This is a genomic window from Geitlerinema sp. PCC 9228, assembly GCF_001870905.1.
In the GTDB taxonomy this organism is placed as follows: Bacteria; Cyanobacteriota; Cyanobacteriia; order Cyanobacteriales; family PCC-9228; genus PCC-9228.
Genome location: NZ_LNDC01000100.1, coordinates 94,038 through 112,590, shown reverse-complemented (window position 1 = coordinate 112,590; position 18,553 = coordinate 94,038). Strand labels below are relative to the sequence as shown.

16 protein-coding genes are annotated in these 18,553 nt (G+C 50.5%); 7 read left to right on the top strand and 9 right to left on the bottom strand.

Annotated elements, in window-relative coordinates; genetic code table 11:
• Nucleotides 1-245 precede the first annotated feature (245 nt).
• The gene (locus AS151_RS10045) at nucleotides 246-3,632 is read right to left on the bottom strand and encodes an efflux RND transporter permease subunit (RefSeq protein WP_071516908.1); all 3,387 of its coding nucleotides are present in this window, start codon (nucleotides 3,630-3,632) and stop codon (nucleotides 246-248) included.
• A 349-nt stretch (nucleotides 3,633-3,981) separates the two neighbouring features.
• On the opposite strand from AS151_RS10045, the gene rlmN reads away from it, so the two are divergent.
• The 4 genes from rlmN to AS151_RS10030 all read left to right on the top strand — a co-directional run bounded on the left by rlmN (nucleotide 3,982) and on the right by AS151_RS10030 (nucleotide 7,501).
• The gene (rlmN, locus tag AS151_RS10040; RefSeq protein ID WP_071516920.1) at nucleotides 3,982-5,055 is read left to right on the top strand and encodes a 23S rRNA (adenine(2503)-C(2))-methyltransferase RlmN; all 1,074 of its coding nucleotides are present in this window, start codon (nucleotides 3,982-3,984) and stop codon (nucleotides 5,053-5,055) included.
• A 270-nt stretch (nucleotides 5,056-5,325) separates the two neighbouring features.
• Entirely contained in the window at nucleotides 5,326-5,502 is a 177-nt protein-coding gene (locus AS151_RS22075; RefSeq protein ID WP_170861363.1) for a hypothetical protein, read from the top strand.
• A 338-nt stretch (nucleotides 5,503-5,840) separates the two neighbouring features.
• Entirely contained in the window at nucleotides 5,841-6,917 is a 1,077-nt protein-coding gene (locus AS151_RS10035) for a DUF3326 domain-containing protein (RefSeq protein ID WP_071516907.1), read from the top strand.
• Complete coding sequence (locus AS151_RS10030; protein WP_071516906.1) at nucleotides 6,914-7,501, top strand: CPBP family intramembrane glutamic endopeptidase; 588 nt, start codon at nucleotides 6,914-6,916, stop codon at nucleotides 7,499-7,501. The genes AS151_RS10035 and AS151_RS10030 overlap by 4 nt, the downstream gene beginning before the upstream one ends.
• A 14-nt stretch (nucleotides 7,502-7,515) precedes the next feature.
• Here AS151_RS10030 and purN read toward each other — a convergent pair whose 3' ends face one another.
• From purN to apcA, 5 genes are all read right to left on the bottom strand, one after another.
• Nucleotides 7,516-8,211: a phosphoribosylglycinamide formyltransferase gene (purN, locus tag AS151_RS10025; RefSeq protein WP_071516905.1), complete on the bottom strand. Its 696-nt coding sequence runs from the start codon at nucleotides 8,209-8,211 to the stop codon at nucleotides 7,516-7,518.
• Between the two features lie 42 nt (nucleotides 8,212-8,253).
• Nucleotides 8,254-9,201, bottom strand: coding sequence for a type IV pilin-like G/H family protein (locus AS151_RS10020; RefSeq protein WP_071516904.1), 948 nt, complete (start codon nucleotides 9,199-9,201; stop codon nucleotides 8,254-8,256).
• A 260-nt stretch (nucleotides 9,202-9,461) separates the two neighbouring features.
• On the bottom strand, nucleotides 9,462-9,665 hold the full coding sequence (locus AS151_RS10015; RefSeq protein ID WP_071516903.1) for a phycobilisome linker polypeptide: 204 nt from the start codon (nucleotides 9,663-9,665) through the stop codon (nucleotides 9,462-9,464).
• Between the two features lie 247 nt (nucleotides 9,666-9,912).
• Nucleotides 9,913-10,398, bottom strand: coding sequence for an allophycocyanin subunit beta (gene apcB / locus AS151_RS10010; protein WP_071516902.1), 486 nt, complete (start codon nucleotides 10,396-10,398; stop codon nucleotides 9,913-9,915).
• Nucleotides 10,399-10,546: 148 nt separating this feature from the next.
• On the bottom strand, nucleotides 10,547-11,032 hold the full coding sequence (gene apcA, locus AS151_RS10005) for an allophycocyanin subunit alpha (RefSeq protein ID WP_071516901.1): 486 nt from the start codon (nucleotides 11,030-11,032) through the stop codon (nucleotides 10,547-10,549).
• Nucleotides 11,033-11,598: 566 nt separating this feature from the next.
• On the opposite strand from apcA, the gene glyS reads away from it, so the two are divergent.
• From glyS to argF, 3 genes are all read left to right on the top strand, one after another.
• Nucleotides 11,599-13,758, top strand: coding sequence for a glycine--tRNA ligase subunit beta (gene glyS, locus AS151_RS09995; RefSeq protein WP_071516899.1), 2,160 nt, complete (start codon nucleotides 11,599-11,601; stop codon nucleotides 13,756-13,758).
• A 359-nt stretch (nucleotides 13,759-14,117) separates the two neighbouring features.
• Nucleotides 14,118-15,494 (top strand): UDP-N-acetylmuramoyl-L-alanine--D-glutamate ligase, encoded by a 1,377-nt coding sequence (gene murD, locus AS151_RS09990; protein ID WP_071516898.1) that lies wholly within the window; start codon nucleotides 14,118-14,120, stop codon nucleotides 15,492-15,494.
• A 37-nt stretch (nucleotides 15,495-15,531) separates the two neighbouring features.
• Nucleotides 15,532-16,461, top strand: a complete 930-nt coding sequence (gene argF / locus AS151_RS09985) for an ornithine carbamoyltransferase (RefSeq protein WP_071516897.1) — start codon at nucleotides 15,532-15,534, stop codon at nucleotides 16,459-16,461.
• 348 nt (nucleotides 16,462-16,809) lie between these two features.
• Here argF and AS151_RS09980 read toward each other — a convergent pair whose 3' ends face one another.
• The 3 genes from AS151_RS09980 to AS151_RS09970 form a co-directional block, all read right to left on the bottom strand.
• Nucleotides 16,810-17,019, bottom strand: coding sequence for a hypothetical protein (locus AS151_RS09980; protein WP_071516896.1), 210 nt, complete (start codon nucleotides 17,017-17,019; stop codon nucleotides 16,810-16,812).
• 68 nt (nucleotides 17,020-17,087) lie between these two features.
• Nucleotides 17,088-17,549 (bottom strand): hypothetical protein, encoded by a 462-nt coding sequence (locus AS151_RS09975; RefSeq protein ID WP_071516919.1) that lies wholly within the window; start codon nucleotides 17,547-17,549, stop codon nucleotides 17,088-17,090.
• Nucleotides 17,550-17,688: 139 nt separating this feature from the next.
• Nucleotides 17,689-18,294, bottom strand: a complete 606-nt coding sequence (locus AS151_RS09970) for a hypothetical protein (RefSeq protein ID WP_071516895.1) — start codon at nucleotides 18,292-18,294, stop codon at nucleotides 17,689-17,691.
• Nucleotides 18,295-18,553: the final 259 nt, after the last annotated feature.

The window sequence follows — 18,553 nt, the reverse complement described above, 5'->3', positions numbered from 1 at the left end:
TCCGTGCAGGGAAGTAGCTCTATTATAGGGCGCAAAGGGGGACTGCACCTCTCCCTCTTTTCTCATACAACATCTAGCCAATCTACAAGAAAGATAGCTACGACTATCAAGTCAACAAAAGTCAATTATTGTCCAGTAAATAACCTATTAGGAGGTAGCAGATCGAGCAGCGGAATGTGGGATTAAAAATGCGCCGCCCCAGCGACGCATCTAAAACCAAATTTTCCATAAATTCAGAAAGCCGATTAGGAACGAACCGCAGAAGGGGATTCTTGGGCTTCTAATTTGGCTTTTTCCTTGAATTGTAGTTTTTGTTTGTCCCCAAAATACATCAGCGGGATAATCACCAGCGTCAACGCCGAAGAAGTCAACATTCCGCACAGCAAAGTCCAAGCCAATCCCGACCAAACTGGGTCGCTCAAAATCGACAAGGTACCCAGCATGGTAGTGACACTGGTTAGCAAAATGGGGCGGAAGCGAACTGCACCTGCTTCAATAACAGCTTCCTTCAGTTCGCTACCCTCTTTCAAGCGATCGCTGACAAACTCCAGCAAAACAATCGCATTGCGCACCACAATACCAGCGAGAGCAATCACCCCAATCATCGCCGTAGCGCTGAAGTAAACGCCATTAAGCGAAAAACCAATCAAAATTCCAATCATTGCCAAGGGAATGGACCCCAGAATAATCAGAGGTACCTTAAAGCTGCGGAACTGACCCACCAAAATTAAATAGATGAGCATCACCGCTACTAGCATGGCCAATCCCAAATCGCGGAACACATCCAGGGTCAAATCCCATTCACCTTCCCATTTGATGTAGTAACCTTCTGGCAGCGGATTGCGGAAGAAATGGATTAACTGATCGATAACCGCGTAAACCGAGGAACGAGCCGCACTGGGCATTTCCTCTGTAGCACCCATTTCCCCAAACACATAAGCCACCTGGTCTTGGTTCTTGTGGAAAATGGGTTGGTCCACTGTTGCTGGTTCGAACTTCACCAATTCCGATAAAGGAATCAAATCGCCATTGGGGGTGGGAATTTGAATGCGGGTTAAATCGCTAATATTATCGCGATCGCTCTCGGCAAAGCGCACTTCAATCGGCACCGGCGTCAGTTCTCCCGGTACTTGCAAAATCGACACCTGAGACCCGTTCACCGCCATGCTAATGGTCTGGGCAACTGCCGAAGTACTCAACCCCATTTGATTGAGTTTCTGGCGGTCCACCACCAAACGCATTTGGGGGATCGTGTTTTTCACCGAATCGTCAACATCCACCACCCCTTTGGTTTCCCGGAATACTTCGCCTACTTCCTTAGTCAAATCCCGGATTTTCTCGTAATCCGGTCCGTACACTTCCGCCAGCATCGTCGAACGCACAGGAGGACCGGGGGGCACCTCCACCAACTTCACAATGGCATTATAGCGATCGGCAATTTCCCGCAGTTTGGGACGCAACCGCAGCACCACGTCTTCTGATTGGGCTTTCCGGGTACTTTTGTGGGTTAAGTGAACCCGAATATCGCCCAGATGCTCGCCTTCTCGATCGGTATTGCCCCGTAACATGCCGTTGAAGTCAATGGGAGCTGCCGTACCCACATAAGTTTCAAACTGGACCACATCTGGGTCTTTCTCGACCACCGCCTCCAGTTCTTTCATAACCTGGTTGGTTCGCTCCAAGTCCGTGCCCAAGGGATTGTCTAATTGCACCAAAAAGGTATTTTCGTCCGCTTTGGGCAACATCCGAAACTTCACCGCCCTAGTCAGCGGTAGCACGAAAGTTGCCAGCAGCATGCCCACAATCAAAAAGATGACAAACCGCCGCCGGGTTCGCGAATCCAGCAACGGTTCCATGACCCGCCGGTACAAGCGATAAACCTTATTCGGCGCTTCGCTAGCCTCGGCTAGAGTTTGCTGGCTGCTTTCGCCCTGGTTGCCAGTGGCATTGCCGTCATTGCCGGGATTCTGGGGCGGATGGCCGCCGTTGCCACCATTTTGGTTCGATGCCGCTTGCGATCGCTTGTGCTTGATTTTAATGAGCTTTACCCCCAAATAGGGCGTCACGCTCATAGCCAAGCCGGTACTAATCAACATCGCCACGGGCACGTTAAAGGGCAACGGTCCCATGTACGGACCCATCATGCCGGTCACAAATCCCATGGGAATAAACGCCAAAATTACCGTAACGGTAGACAGCAAAATGGGCGTTCCCAACTCGTTGACCGCCGCAATCCCTTCTTTGATTTTCTCGCTGGCACTCATGTTGGGGCGTTCGGCAAAGTGGCGGTGCAGATTTTCTGTTACCGCGATCGCATCGTCTACCAAAATCCCCAACGAGAGAATCAACGCAAACAGGGTAATCCGGTTAATGGTTTGCCCGGCAATCCAACCCACCAACAGAGTGCCTGCTAAGGTCAGGGGAATGGCAAACGCCACAATAGAGGCTTCCCGCCAGCCCAGGAAAATCACCAGCAGCGTTATTACGATGATAATCGCCTGAATTAAGCTGGTGTACAGCTCTCCAACCGCCTGGGAAGCTTCACGACCGTCGTTGCGGCTGACCGCTACTTCCACACCAGGGGGCAAGTCCGAACGTAACTCGTCAACGCGCTGGAAAATTTGTTTGGCTACCGTGACGGCGTTGGTACCTTCTTTCTTGGCAATGCCTAGGGTAATGCTAGGCTGCTCGCGAAACCCTTCTTCGGGATGGAGGTTATTGCTGGGATACGGTTCGGTGGCATCCCAATCTTCTCGAAAATGGATGCGGGAGTAAGTCTGCCGTTCGGTAAAAGCATCCCGTACGTTGGCAACATCGCGCAGGTAAATGGGGGCATTGCCCTCACCGCGCCCCACAATGGTATTGCTAATTTCTTGGGCCGATTGGTACAGCTGACCGCCTTCTAGAAAGATACGGTTTTTGCCCACGGTCACATCGCCGGCAGGCAGTTTGACGTTTTCTTGCTTGAGCCGTTGGGCAATGCTGGCTGGAGACAGTCCGTAACTGGCTAGTCGATCGGGGTCCAAATCAATGCGGATGGCCCGGGGATGACCGCCGGTAATGGTGAGCCTGCCTGTATTGGGGATGCTGCGCAAGTCCTCTAACAGGCGATCGCCAATTCGGCGCAATTCGTTGTCGCTATATCCCTCGCCAGTGACAGTCAGGGTGACGATGGGCACATTGTCAACGATGATGGGTTTGACAATATAATCAGACCCCTCGGGAAGAATATCTTGCCAGTTATAAAGCTTGTTTTGGAGTTTAAACAGGGAGTCTTCCCAGTCTTCACCCACGTAAAACTGCACCGTTATTTTCGATTGGGAATCGCGGGAGACAGAGTAAATTTCTTCAATACCTGTCAGTTCCCGCACTTTGGATTCGATGGGATTGGTGACAGTTTTTTCTACCACTTCAGCCGGCGCACCTGGGTACTCTAGGTAGACGTTGGCTGAAGGGACGACAACCTGGGGGTTTTCTTCTTTGGGGGTAAAGATAGCGGCTGCTACCCCGAAAATAACCAAAGCCGCAATGACCAATATGGTTACCTGAGAGTTAATAAAATAGGCGGTGACGCGGCCAACTATGTTGCGCTGTTCGGGGTCAGCACCGTTGGCAGATTGAGGGTTAGACATAGCAGTTTATCTGAAATAGGTGCAGTGTGGCCGTACCTGTTCCTCTTGCATTCGTTAATTTTATTATATAACTAATTAGTAATGGTAACGCAAGAGGGATGATTTTCCCATGTTTTTCTAGTCCTTGCCAAGGGACCGCAGCGCCAACTGGGTGGGGACAGAAGTTGGAAAGTGTCCGTCGTAGCCGTTGTCCCCAACCGTTCGCTACAATTAAAATTTGGATGCTATCTACCCAAGTGCTGTTGCCGGTACAAAACATTTCCTTCTCTTGAGGAAAATAGGGAATTATCGCTTGCCTCTGTTTGGTTTTGGTTATTTTATTGTTTGTTTGCCTATTCAGTTATTTCTTATGAGTTCGATTCCTACTTCTCCCTCCCAACTGCCTGCCAACCAGCAAACGCCCGCATCTGCCCAAAAGCCGCTTTTAGGCATGTCTTTGCCTCAATTGCAGGAATGGGTGCAACAGCAAGGACAACCGATCTATCGCGCCCAGCAGCTCCATCAGTGGCTCTATGAAAAGGGCGTCCATTCCCTATCTGATATTACCGTATTTCCCAAATCATGGCGAGCGGAAATTGCGGATGTGCCCGTGGGGCGATCGCAAATTTTCCATCGGTCGGTTGCCCCTGACAAAACGGTGAAATACCTGCTGCAACTGGAGGATGGTCAAATCATAGAAACGGTGGGGATGCCCACTGAAAAACGGCTGACGGTGTGCGTTTCTTCCCAGGTGGGCTGTGCCATGGCTTGCGATTTCTGTGCTACAGGCAAAAGCGGTTTCCAGCGCCACCTCAAAATCCACGAAATTGTCGATCAAGTCTTGACGGTTCAAGCAGATTTCGGTCGGCGGGTTTCCCATGTGGTGTTTATGGGCATGGGCGAACCCTTGTTGAATCTGGAGGCGGTTTTGCCGGCGGTTCGCTGTCTCAATCAGGATGTGGGCATCGCAGCGCGATCGCTGACCATTTCTACTGTGGGCATTCGCGGTCGCATTCGCCAGCTAGCCCAGGAAAAACTCCAAGCTACCCTAGCAGTTAGTTTGCACGCCCCCAACCAACAACTGCGCCAGGAACTTATCCCCAGCGCCAAACACTATCCTCTGGAAGCACTCATGCAAGAATGCCGCGAGTACGTACAAACCACCAAGCGGCGGCTGAGTTTTGAATATACCCTACTGGCTGAGTACAACGATCGCCCGGAACATGCAGCACAGCTGGCACGGCTTTTGCGGGGGTTTCAGTGCCACGTTAATTTAATTCCCTACAATCCCATCCCGGAAGTTGCCTACAAGCGCCCCGACCAACAGCGCATTGACCGGTTTCAACAAGCATTGCAAGAACGGCACGTGGCGGTTAGCGTTCGCTATTCCCGGGGGTTGGAAGCAGATGCCGCTTGCGGCCAGTTGCGCACCCGTCAGTCCTAACTGTTTTTGCGGAAAAATGTTAAAAAATATTGCAATTGGCAGCTATTTTGCTGGGGGTGCGCTAAAATCTATATTAGAAGGGGAAGTATAATCTTTTATAAATACAAGAGGTTCTCCTCCCCCTTTTAGATATTGTATATCCAAGCGCCGGCAAAAAACGAGTGGGAAACCCAATTTTTAATACAAATTAACAAAAACAGCATCCCAAAACCAGATAGAATAAAACCAATCTAGGAATCTGTAGCCGCCAAAATAAGGATAATCCCGTTTATGACCACCCATTTCATCGAAGCGGAAATCAACCTGCAAGAACAACCAAAAAACTTACAAAAAGAAATCGCAGCCGAACTAAACAAACGCGGAGAACCCTTGCGTTGGGCGATTACCAACGTCGATCGCGATCGAAAGCGAGCCCAAGTAGAAGCCGTCGTTGTGCGCGAACAGTAGCCCCGTCAGCCCCCGGCTGAAGCACGGGGACTTCATGCCTCCAGCTTCAGGTAGCTGACTAGCCCTTCGCCCTTTGGGGCTAGGTTTTTAGGGTCATGGCACCGACAAATGCTTTCGGTGTTGGTCGCCCTGCCGTTAACAGTTAAACCGCCCTACCAGGGGTCAGGCAGTGCCGTTAGCCCAACCAGCCCGAAAAACATTGGCCAGGAAACAGGGGAGGCAATGCCGGCTCTAACACCGAAAGAGCGGAAACTGCACCTCTTCTCGCTTTTAGTTACCGTTCGTTTTTCCTCCCGGCGCTAAAACGACAGGGCTTGCCAACGTATCGGAGATTTTCCGTGCAAAAACATCCATACACCGTCGTTTTCATTGTTCCCACCGGAACAGGCGCTGCCATTGGGGGCTATGCCGGGGATGCCATGCCGGTGGTACGCGCGATCGCCCAAGTAGCCGAGCGGGTCATCACCCATCCCAACGTCCTCAACGGGGCGCAGCTGTACTGGAACCAACCCAACCTATTTTACGTAGAAGGGTACGGATTGGACCAATTTGCCGCCGGTGCGTGGGGATTGCAACCCGTACGTCGCAACCGCGTTGGCTTCATTCTCGATCGCGCCATCGAGTCAGACCTGCAACTGCGCCACATTCAAGCAGCTCAGGCAACGCGCGCCAGTCTAGGACTGCACATCAGCGACTACACCATTACCGACGCTCCCTTAGAAGTGGAACTGCAAACCGCCACCTCCGGAACTTCCTGGGGGAATGTGGGTAATCCCGATAGTCTGCTGCGGGCTGCCCAAGACCTCATCGAGGCTGGTGCGAACGCCATTGCTGTGGTAGCACGTTTTCCCGACGAAGACCCAGCCAACGCCACCTTGCAACAATACCGCCAGGGGCACGGTGTCGATGCCCTTGCCGGAGCAGAAGCCATTATCAGCCATTTGGTGGTACGCACGTTTCGCATCCCCTGCGCCCACGCACCAGCGCTATACCCGCTTCCCCTCGACCCCAACCTATCGCCGCGCGCCGCTGCTGAAGAATTGGGCTATACCTTTTTTCCCAGCGTCTTGGTGGGGTTGAGTCGCGCCCCTCAATTTGTTATTTCCCCAGCAGAGCAGCCCAACTTTCCACCAGACAGTATTTGGGCGTCTCAAGTAGATGCCATAGTGGTTCCCGAGGGGGCTTTTGGGGGAAGCGCTATGTTAAGTTTGTCTCAGATGGGCATCCAAGCGATCGCTGTAGAAGACAACCAAACTGCGACCAACGTACCTCCCGAAGCTTTGGGAATTGCCGCTACCCGCGTGCGCTCGTATTTGGAAGCTGTGGGCGTCTTGGCTGCCCATCGCGCTGGGATAAGTACGGAAGCACTAGCACCGGAAATTCCCCCCTTGTGTTGTTTATCGGAAAATCGGTGAGTGAACGGACGCCTCAACCAGAACTAGAACCGCTAACCCGCACCCAAGTTCTCGTCGCCATGGGCGTGACGGCTGCTTTGCTTTTGGTAGCCGCCAAACTGTGGCAGTATCTAGGCAACATCCAACTGCTGCCACTAACCCTCAGCTGGGAAGGAATTTGGCTGGGGGTGGGACTTGGCAGTATCATTACCCTAGCAAGCGCGCTAGTCTATCAAATTTGGCCCGCCTATCGCCGTAGCGCGGCCACCTACTTGCAATTTATTCTCAAACCTCTCACCTGGTCGGATTTAATTTGGTTGGGATTGCTGCCCGGATTGAGCGAAGAACTGCTGTTTCGCGGCGTGATGGTTCCGGCTTTTGGTTTGGATGCAGTGGCTGTGGTGGTTTCTAGCCTGTGTTTTGGCATTCTGCATCTGTTGGGCAGGGAACAGTGGCCTTACACGGTGTGGGCAACGGCTGTGGGGTTGTTGCTGGGCGGCAGTGCCCTGGTTACAGGGAATTTGCTGGTGCCCATTGTTGCCCACATTACCACCAATTCTGTCTCCAGCATTCTTTGGAAGCGATCGCAAAGCCAGCAATCCTAGAAGAGCGTTGTTTGCTAGTAGGTAGATGTTTGGGCGGCTTCCCTCGCCACAGCCAATGCGATCGCGGGGGGATAGATTTTGTGTTCCTGCACTTGAACCCGCCGGTGTAGGGTTTCGGGGGTATCGCCGGGCACAATCGGAACCGCCGCCTGCAGCAAAATCGGTCCGCTGTCTACTTCCACCGCTGCCATGTGAACCGTACAGCCGGTAATGGTGACGCCAGCTTGCAACGCCTGTTCGATGGCATGTACCCCGGGAAAACTCGGTAGCAGGCTGGGATGGATGTTCAAAACGCGATCGGAAAACGCTTCCAACAAAACCGGCGTTACAATCCGCATCCACCCTGCCATAACCACCCATTCCACTTGGTATTGTTTGAGGGTTTCTACAAGTTGGGCGTCGTATTTTTCCCGTACCTTGTACTGTTTGTGGTCCAGGAAAACCGTGGGAACGTTCCACAAGGGGGCGCGTTCTGCCACTTTGGCTTGGGGTCGATTGTAGATGAGAACTTGGATTTGGGCGTTGAGTTGTCTGGCTGCGATCGCTTGGGCAATGGAGACAAAATTGCTACCGCTGCCGGAAGCCAAAACCCCCAATTTCACCGGGGGATCTCCTTGCTGGCTGGCATCAAAAAACTGAGAGGGTAAATTGGGCGAGATCAAACTTGGCGTATAGGGCGATCGCAGGGAAATCAACCAGTCGTTATTCATGAAACAAGCACTACCATTGCTGACAACCAAACTCCCAGCATATCATTCTGGGTTCGGCAACTCCACCAACTGGGAATTGCCGCCACATTGAATATCGCCAGCCACATTGGTAGGTGCCTCCGGTGGCGGCGGTGGCGTCTGCGAAGCTTCTGGTGTCGCGCAAATCCCAGCCACACTACTGGTCAAACCGCTTTCGTCAGTAATGACAAAAATAGCCGCCGTATAGCTTTTCAAATCCTCTTGCTGGGCAGTTGCCGTCATCACAATTTGTTCTTCGGGATGGTTAGACCCCGCAATCTCGTAGCGATAGTTTTCCGTCGTTTGCGGTACATCCACCGGCAAAGCATTCATTTCGGTGGCAAAGCGGTTGTTATCAATATGGTAGGCTTTTTGCGCCCGACTGAGGCTGCGCAAGTATTCTTTGCCTTCCATTTGGCGGGTTTTATGGGTCGGACCTTCGCTATTGTAAATGGAAACATCCGGTGGCAGGCTCATTTCTTGGGAGACTTTGCGGAACTTGGTAGCATTGGGATCAAAACTGGTCGGTCGCGGTTGACCGGGGTTGGTTCCCGCCAGCTGTACGATTAATTGGCCGTCTGGGGTGAGGTCAAAAATCGTTTCTACCGTTTCTCCTTCTCCCACCCGAACGTTTAGTTCCATCGGATCGGGGGTGGGATTGATGGTATAGCCAAATTTTAAAGCGATCGGGTCCGATTCTTGCAAAATAATATAAAACTGCCCCACTTTGGTAAAAATTAAGGTCATGCCATTATTGGCAGAGTTGGTGGCTTCCCAACGACCGTACAATTGTTCGGCCACTTGGCGACTGTCGGTTAGCGCATCGGCTTGTGCTAGAACCGGCGTTGCCGCTACTGTATTCGCATTGGCTAAGGTAGCTGCCGGTAGGGCAACTAGCAACCCACCACAGAGGCTGTAAATTCCCCACTGGCGCAGTTGATTTCGGAACTTGGGACGGACAAAGGTTGGCATATTATGTGGTTGGTGATGGTTTTGATGGGCGTTGCTGTGCAAAAACAAAGAAAAGACACGCAAAGGGCATAGAAACCCAGCAGATCTATATTAGATCGATATGACTGCTATCTATTGGCGGCAGTTCCAACCCAAATTCCACCACTACCCAGGCAGACAGAACAACCCAAAACTGCCAACCAATAAAAAAGAGGTCCGAACGACCTCCTCGTGATGTGGGAAAGCCCAGCACGCTGGTACCTTCAATCGTATCAATAGCTTTACTGCAAACCGGTATTGACGCCCTGTTTGCCAGTAGCCAATTCCACTTTTAAAATTTTGCCACCCATTTTCATGATACGTTGCTGCTCTCTAAACCAAGCATCGTAGGGAACCAACTTGGTGAAATAGGTGTTTTGCAACTCTCTTTGCGTGCGAATGCGGTTGAAACTAGGCATGCAGGCGGTAATTTTAAACATGCGCATGGGCTGCTTTCTCCTTAAATGACAGGTGGAAATTAAAAAATTTTTTCGCTATAGGAAATTTCGCTAGATAGGCAATATCTCAGGCAGGGAGTCAAGAGTCAATGCCAACCCCTCCAACCTCGAAAGATTTTACCAAAGCTAACAGGCTGTAGAGGAGCTAGCACTCCCTCTTGACTGTTTGTAACCTTACCTGAGGAGATTGGTTGCCCCGAGAGCTACCGCTACCTCCTACATGGGGGAAGCTAGTTTAGCTCAAGCCAGAGCAGATGTAATCGAAGTATACACCCATTTCCTTACCGGCATCGGGACCCACCAAGCTGGCGGTTACTTCTTTCATGGCTTGGATAGCTTGTACGGTAGCACCAATGGGTACGCCCAAGGAGTTGTAGGTTTCTTTCAAGCCATTGAGTACCCGCTCGTCCAAAATGGAGGTGTCGCCAGCCAGCATGGCATAGGTGGCGTAGCGGAGGTAGTAGTCCAAGTCGCGAATGCAAGCAGCATAGCGGCGGGTGGTGTACATGTTGCCGCCAGGACGGGTGACGTCGGAGTACAGCAAGGACTTGGCAACGGCTTCTTTAACGATGGTGGCGGCGTTGGCGCTGATGGTAGCAGCAGCACGCACGCGGAGTTCGCCGGTGCTGAAGTAGTTCTTCAGCTTATCCATCGCCGCATTGTCCAAGTATTTGCCTTGAACGTCGGAGGAATTAATTACAGAGGTAATTGCGTCTTGCATTTTTCTTGTTTCCTCGTGTTTTCTATCTTCGGTTTACAATAACCAGTTCGTTCGCGATCGTGGCGTCCTTGTCGGACAACGTTTTTTTTTCGTCGCGGCCAAGGCTGGGCGAGCCAACAACGGCCTCAGCTGCTAGCAGTGACTAGGCTTACTGCATGGCACCGATGACGTAGTCGAAGTAAGAACCGGCTTCGGCAGCATCTTCGGCGGAGAGCAAGCCCATGGATACGTCTTTCATGGCACGAACCCCTTCCGCTACGGCATCGATCGGAGTTCCCAAGGATTTGTACATTTCACGAACGCCCACAATGCCGATTTCTTCGATGGGGGTGACATCGCCGGCTACGATTCCGTAGGTAACCAGGCGCAGGTAGTAGTCCAAATCGCGCAAGCAGGTGGCGGTCATTTCTTCGCCATAGGCGTTGCCACCAGGAGATACCACATCAGGACGTTTTTGGAACAGTTGGTCGCCGGCTTGCTTGACAATGCGTTCGCGGGAATCGGTCATTACTTGCGCAATGCGCAGACGACGCTCGCCGGAATTGACAAAGGTTTTGATCCGGTCTAGTTCGCCAGGGCTCAGGTAGCGAGCCTCGGCATCGGCATTCACGATGGACTTCGTGACGATACTCATTTAGGTACTTCCTCCCAACAGGAATGTCGTTTTCTCAGGCTAGTTGTGGCGTCCTTACTTCCCCCGGAAAAATGGGTTTCCCTGGAGAATTGGGGTTTGAGACAGCAGCCCAACGGTTAACGTTCGACTGGTTTTGCCTCTTGGGTCGCGCCACGCGACCCGTGCTGTAGCCTCCCAGCAACCGAAAACTTTTGACTGCTGCCAAGGGAGCTCTCGGTCATTATACAAGGAGTCTATCTGATATTTTACTGGGAAGTGCAACAATTCCTTGCAAGATTGTTCGTACTTTCCCATCTACGTTTTTCAAATACGGATATTTTGCAGCATGATGTTTCATTTCTGAGAAGATGGTTAATATTTTTTAATATTTAAACCATGGGAAAGGGGATGGGGAAAGAATTGGGAGCGTGGGAGATTAGGAGATTTAGGAAATAAATTGATTTTTGGTTCCCCTGCCCCGATACCCCCCTGTCCCGATGTGCCCCTGCCCCCTATTCTCTTCTGCCTTTGGAAAGGTACACTAGGGAAACCTGCTTGTCCATTTTCTGGAATTGCTTGCAATCGGTATGGCTACATTTTTATTAGAAGTTGGTACAGAAGAATTACCCGTTGATTTTATCGATCTTGCGATCGCCCAATGGGAAACCATAGTACGCCAGTCGCTAGCGGAACACTTTCTCACCAGCGAATCCATCGAAACCTACGCTACTCCCCGTCGTTTGGCCCTGTTGGTTTCGGGATTGCCCGACAAACAAAGCGATCGCGAAGAGGAAATTAAAGGTCCCCCCAAAGACGTGGCCTTCCAAAACGGCAAACCCACCAAAGCCGCAGCCGGTTTTGCCCGCAAACAAGGGGTCAATATTGAAGATTTGCAGCTACGGGAAACACCCAAAGGCGAATTTGTGTTCGTCCAAAAACACATCCGCGCCAGAGCCACCCCAGAAATTTTAACGGAATGCATTCCCAACTGGATTCAAAACACCGAAGGCAAGCGCATGATGCGTTGGGGAGACGGCGATTTAAAATTTTCCCGCCCCATCCGCTGGTTGGTTGCCCTGTGGGATAGCACCGTTTTGCCCGTACAGCTAGAAAATGGGTCTGAGACCATCGTAGCCAAACGTTCCAGCTACGGACATCCCGTTTTGCATCCCGACCCCATAGAACTTCACAGTGCCGGCGAATACGTCCAAAAAATGCGTGCTGCCGGTGTAGAAGTTAGCCTCCAACGACGCCGCCAAAGCATCGAAACCCAAGTCAAAGTTGCTGCCCAGCAAGTGGGAGGCGAAGCCGACCTGGGGGAAAATTTGTTGGCGGAAGTAACCAATTTGGTGGAATATCCCACCGCGGTGGTGGGTCAGTTTGACCGGGAATTTTTGGAACTACCGCCGGAAATCATTACTACGGTGATGGTTACCCACCAGCGGTATTTTCCCGTCAAATCTACCCAAAATGAAAATACACTGCTGCCCTATTTTATTACCGTCTCCAACGGCGACCCCAAAAAATCAGATATCATCGCTGCGGGCAACGAACGGGTAATTCGGGCACGTTTGGCTGACGGTCAGTTTTTCTACGAAACGGACTTGCGCCACTCCCTGGAAAACTATGCCGAGCAATTAAAAAGCGTTACTTTTCAAGAAAAGTTGGGGGATTTGCAACAAAAGGTCGATCGCATGCAGACCATTGCCGATCGCATTGCCAACCAGCTGTCGTTATCCACCGACCAACGCGATCTCATTCACAGGGCCATTTGGCTTTGCAAAGCCGACTTGGTTAGCCAGGTAGTTTATGAATTTCCCGAATTGCAGGGCATCATGGGGGAAAAATACGCCCGCGCCAGTGGCGAAACCGAAGAAGTTGCCAAGGCGATTTTCGAGCATTATTTGCCCCGCAGTGCTGGCGACGACCTACCACAAACCATTACCGGTCAAGTCACCGGTTTGAGCGATCGCTTGGATACGTTGGTGAGCATTTTTGGTTTGGGCATGCTGCCGACGGGGTCTTCCGATCCGTTTGCCCTGCGCCGCGCCGCCACAGGCATCATCAACGTGGTATGGCATGCCAACTTATCCGTCGATTTGTACCAACTGCTGCGCTCGGCAGTCAACGACTTTACCGAAAACCATGCCGATGCCGCTGCCACTACCGCTGAAGAACTGTTTTCCCAACTGCAAAGCTTTTTCAACGGTCGCTTGCGCAGTTTGCTGGTAGACGAACAGGGCATCGATTACGATTTGGTCAATGCGGTCCTGGGAGAAGAGGATCCCGAATACAGCCAACGCGCCCTAGAAGATATCCGCGACCTCCACGAACGTGCCTCTTTCTTGCAAAAAATCCGCAATAACGGGACTTTGGCACAAATTTACGAAACCGTCAACCGTTCTTCGCGACTGGCCAAACAGGGAGAATTGGATCGAGATACCCTCGACCCCAAAGCCGCGATCGATACCCACTGCTTCGAGAAAAATTCCGAATCTGCCTTTTACGAAGCATTGATCGAGATGCTACCCAAAACCGAAGCTGCCCGGGAACAGAAAAACTACCAGCAATTGGTGGATGCGATCGCGGAAATTATCCCCATTGTCAGCAATTTCTTTGACGGTGAAGACAGTGTCTTGGTAATGGCAGAAGATGACCAAATTCGCCGCAACCGCCTCAACTTGTTGGGTCTGTTGCGCAACCACGCCCGGGTTTTGGCTGACTTTGGCGCGATCGTCAAAGATTGAAACTCTCATGAATTCTATTCGTGAGATTCTCGCTTCATAGGGTGTGCCTAGATGGATTCGTGCTGAAGCTAGTCCATCCCCGACCACAGGTCCCCTCGGCGAGCGTTTTTCCGCCCTGTGGTGGACGTACTTTTCAAGCAATCGTAGCACATTTTGACGGTGGCTAAAGCCGCACGGATTGCTTTTCCTCCCGGCTGGGAAAGAGGCAGGGCTTTCAAACTCCCGTCTTTTCTCGTCAAAAATTGGGGAGAGGAGTTGGTCTAAAATACCTCTACAACCCGAAAATCTGCATATTTTGGCGCGGTTTTTGGGGCGTTCGTTGCTCTTTCCCCGTTAGCCATAGCAAAAGAAGGAAATTCATGGATAACGCTTGCGTAATTGGTTTGGGAAAATCCGGTGCCGCTGCTGCCCGGTTGTGTGCCGAACTGGGTTGGCGCGTAACCGTTAGCGATGCGGGCAATTCTGCCTCCCTACAACAACAAAAACAAGCACTAGAAGCAGAAGGCATCGAAGTTCGTTTGGGGGATGCCTTCGACCCCAACTTTCCCTGGAATTTAATTGTGGTTAGCCCTGGGGTACGGTGGGATTTGCCAGCTTTGGTCCAAGCGAGAGAACAAAAAATCGATACCATTGGGGAAATGGGGTTGGCCTGGCGCGCCCTCAAAGACAAACGATGGGTTGGTATTACTGGTACCAATGGCAAAACCACAACCACAGCCCTGACCGATGCCATTTTTCAGACCGCCCAGCGACAGGCTTTTGCTTGCGGTAATATTGGCTATGCTGCTTGCGATTTGGCCAGATATGCTTTCAAACATCCTTTGGACTGGGCGATCGCGGAAATTAGCAGCTATCAAATCGAATCCTCCTCAGAAGTGGCACCAGAAATTGGCGTTTGGACCACTTTTACCCCCGACCATCTGGAACGCCACTATACAGTAGAAAATTACTGCCGCATCAAAGCCCATCTGTTAAGGCAATCCCACCGGCAAATTTATAACGGCGACGATCCATTTTTGCGCCAGCAAGCCACAGAAAATCCCGATGTCATTGCCATGCGGGAGGATGCCTGTTGGACCAGCATTCGCGGTCGGCAGTACATTCCCGGCAATCCGGCGTTGGGGGTTTATATCGAGTCGGGTTGGGTAACCTACCAGGGAGAAGCCATCGTGCGTGCGGATGCCTTGCCCATGCAGGGGGCACATAACTTACAAAATATGTTAATGGCTGTGGCGGCGGCGAAGTTGGCAGGCATAGAAAATGAAGCAATTGCCCCGGCAGTGGCGAACTTTCGCGGCGTTCCCCATCGGCTGGAGGTGGTGGGCACCTATCGCGGTATTCCCTTGATCAACGATAGCAAGGCAACCAACTACGAGGCAGCCCAAGTGGGGTTGAATGCGGTGGAAGCACCGGTGATTTTAATTGCTGGTGGCGAGGCGAAAACGGGAGATGATACTGGTTGGTACGAAACCATTCGCGAAAAAGCAGCTATGGTGCTGTTAATTGGAGAAGCTGCCCCAACATTTGCTAGGCGGATGCAAGCGTTCAATCTCGATGGCTACGAAATTGTGGAAACTATGGAGGCGGCGGTGGAACGTGCGATCGCCCTTGCCCCTAAGTATCGAGCGCGTACTGTGCTTTTATCGCCAGCATGTGCTAGTTTCGATCGATATACAAATTTCGAGCAACGGGGAGACCATTTCCGACAGCTGTGCGCTAGGATCGAGCATCTTTAAATATTCCAGAAAAACGCATATCCAATTTGTGGCAAACATGATGAAGGGTAAAGATTTCCTAACACTGGCGAATTGCAGCACCCAGGAAGTACGGAGGTTGCTGGATCTGGCTGCTCAAATGAAGGCAGGAACACTGAACCGCCGTTTGGCAGGTAATTATGGGGCACCGCCAATTTTGGGCTTGCTATTTTACAAGGCATCCACCAGAACGCGGGTGAGTTTTTCTACTGCGATTTACCAGCTAGGCGGTCAAGTATTGGACCTCAATACCAACGTGACGCAAGTATCCCGTGGCGAACCGGTGGCCGATACGGCAAGGGTTTTGAGTCGGTATTTGGACGTACTGGCGGTACGTACTTACGAACAGCAGGAGTTGGAAGCGTTTGCTCGCTATGCGGATATTCCGGTGATTAATGCGTTGAGCGATTTGTACCATCCCTGTCAGGCACTGGCTGATTTGCTGACGGTACGGGAATGTTTCGGTCGGCTGCAGGGAATTACCCTCACTTATTTGGGAGATGGGAATAATGTGGCGCATTCTTTGTTGCTGGGTTGTGCGTTGGCTGGCGTGAATATCCGCATTGCTACACCGGAGAAGTTTGCACCGCAGGCTGATATTGTGACGAAGGCGAAAAACCTCGCAGCGATCGCGGGAACGGAAATTACCATTACAACGGACCCGAAAATGGCCGCTGAAAACGCTCACGCTTTATATACGGATGTTTGGGCGAGTATGGGGCAAGAATCCCAAGCCGAACAGCGAATTCCCACGTTCCAGGCTTACCAACTCAACCAGGATTTGCTTTCCCTAGCAGACCCCGATGCGATCGTGTTGCATTGCTTGCCTGCCCACCGCGGTGAAGAGATTACGGAGGAGGTTTTGGAAGGGGAACAGTCTCGGGTTTGGGACCAGGCGGAAAACCGCATGCACGCTCAAAAGGCTTTGTTAGCAAGTATTCTAACGTAATACCGTTTTCTTAAAATTGCGCAAGAAATAGTCGGGTATTTTTGTAGGGGTGGCTCACCCGTTGCGCCCCTACCAAGGCAGTTTATCAATTTCAGACAATCATTGTGTTTTTAAATAGAATTATAAAAAATAAGTTTTTTTGATGCCAGTTTTTTTTTAAATAAAAAGCAATGCCACCAGATAGAAACTTTTTTGGCGGCATTGCTTTTTTATAACTGGAAATTATTCTTGCGACCCAGAATTATACCATTTTCTTGATAACATGCAATAGATATAGATAATAGAGGCATTTTTGTAGGGGCGCTTCGCGAAGCGCCCCTACCAGGGAAATTAGAAAATTCCAGAAAATTATGGTTTTTCAGAAATGGTATTAATCGGCTGGTTGGTCGCCGGCTCGTCTAACTCAAAAGAGTGAAACGGTTGTCCGAAAAATCGATCCGCGTTGCTGGTACGATACCAAGCAGTCAAAAAAGAAAGAACGAACAAAACCCAAATTCCCAACAAACCAGCAATGTAGACTTGCAGCTTGCGAATTTCGCGCACTCGTTGTGTTTGCATGGCTATCATCTTCCCATCATTTCATGTTTGTGCGACAATATATCGGTGAAAAAATAAAGCATTCTCCCCTAGTACAAAGGTGCATAGGGAAATAGCGGATGCCAGTTCATAACCGTGGCAGCAACGATAAAGAGGATGCTCCAGAAAAAGATCGTGCCGGGTCTGAGGTCGCGGTTTTTTAAAAACTGGTGCAAAATCAACCAGCTAGCCAGCCAGGCAAGTAATAGCAGCGTAGCTTTGCCGGCATAAGGGCCGATTCTGCCGTACAAATCATCTGGATTGTGACTTCCGGGTATCCAAGCACCGAGGGTCCACAACCAGTTTTTCCAAGTAGTAGACAACATGGCAATATGTTGGTTTACCATTAAAAAGAAACAGGAAAAGGTAGCACTTAAAATGGCTGCAGCTGCCGGTCCATTGGTGTCTGGAGTATTGGTAGCACCTTTTGATAGCTGGGAAGGGAAATTTTTCAGAAAGTTCCAAACTTTCAGGTAGATGGGATAATTTCTGGTGGTATAATTTTGGTTCATTTCGGTCAACTTCGTGCCGTCAAATATGGTTTTTTTTGTTTGCTTGCCACTTCCAACCAAGGGATAATGTCAACATGGGGAAGCAATTTTGGGTGGAAAAAGAAGTAGAATTTGTTTTTCTACGAGCGATCTGCCAGTTTTACAAACCGTGAATTTTGGCAACTCCTAGTCCGGAGATAAATCCACCAATTCCGAAAAACATCATCGCCATTAAACCCACAGCAACAATCGAGAGAACGGTGCGATTTTTGTTGTGAAGGATTCGATCGCCGTAACGCCAGGCAATCCAGGTACAAGCCACGCCAATGGGAATAGTAAATAGCACGGTAAATTCGTGATATTCCATGTATAGATAATGCACTAAAGGCGTATGTTCTTTTAACCAAGCTCTGGCACCGTTAATAGGAGCACGATAGCGGGTGTAGCTCCACATCCCGGAGCAAATTGCTAAGAAAGCAAGGGTACTAGCCCAAAAACTCAGGGTACGAATTTGCGGTAAAATTGTTGATTTGCCTCGCAAAAGAGGAAAAGCTAAATGGCCAGCATAAGCAACGATTACAGTAGCCAGCATCGCTGCAAGTCCGTGCAGTCCGTTCATCCAGCGATGCCAGGGACTGGGATGTAAGAAATTTACTAGGGGTAGAAATAGAAAGGCGGCAGCCGTTAATAAGCTCAAGCCGTACACGCAATTTGTGGCAATATCGGCATTTCTCAGCCAACTGCGATCGCGAGTTTCCATTGCCATTTCCGAAGAAGTATTTTCCCCGGAGCTAGGGGAATTGCGATGAAGAGAGGACATGAGCGGTTCGCCAAAAACTCCAAGTAAAACAAGTAGCACAGGTTTTTTAAGAGAACGTAAAACCAACCCATATTTTTTTATCGCAATTGCATTTTTGATTTTATATTTATAATTATTTTTTTATCCCACACTTAATAGATAGATAACCTTTTTTTTAACTGGCCATGTCAAGCTCAAAACTTGGCGTACTTGCCTAAAAAACTTG